Origin of the sequence: Acidimangrovimonas sediminis, assembly GCF_002871005.1 — a bacterium.
In the GTDB taxonomy this organism is placed as follows: Bacteria; Pseudomonadota; Alphaproteobacteria; order Rhodobacterales; family Rhodobacteraceae; genus Acidimangrovimonas; species Acidimangrovimonas sediminis.
Map to the genome: position 1 here is coordinate 1 of NZ_PHSN01000108.1, position 312 is coordinate 312.

Sequence of the window (312 nt, forward strand, 5' to 3'; positions counted from 1 at the left end):
TCTACTACCCCAATGCAGACGACAACGGCGGCACCGGCAACTACATCCACCCGACCGACGAGGGGCATCGGGTCGGTGTGGCGATGATCTGTGCCGCCGCCAGCCTGCCGATCCCGGAATACTTCCTTGTCTCCGATTTGCAGCACGAAGCGCGGGCCAACGGCTATTGGGACAAGCTTCCCGACCACGTGTCCTACACCGAGTACGGCACCGGAGATATCTCGGACGCCCCCTTTGCCTGGGGCAGCACGCCGCGCGGGGCGGCAGGGGCTGGTGACTTCGAGCCGGTGCCGGTGGTCTACCGCGACGACA

The 312-nt window shown here is 65.7% G+C and carries 1 protein-coding gene; it reads left to right on the forward strand.

The features are described from left to right. Positions 1 to 312, forward strand: a 312-nt coding sequence (locus CVV76_RS25125) for a hypothetical protein (protein WP_158243254.1), incomplete at both ends; no start/stop codon positions are given.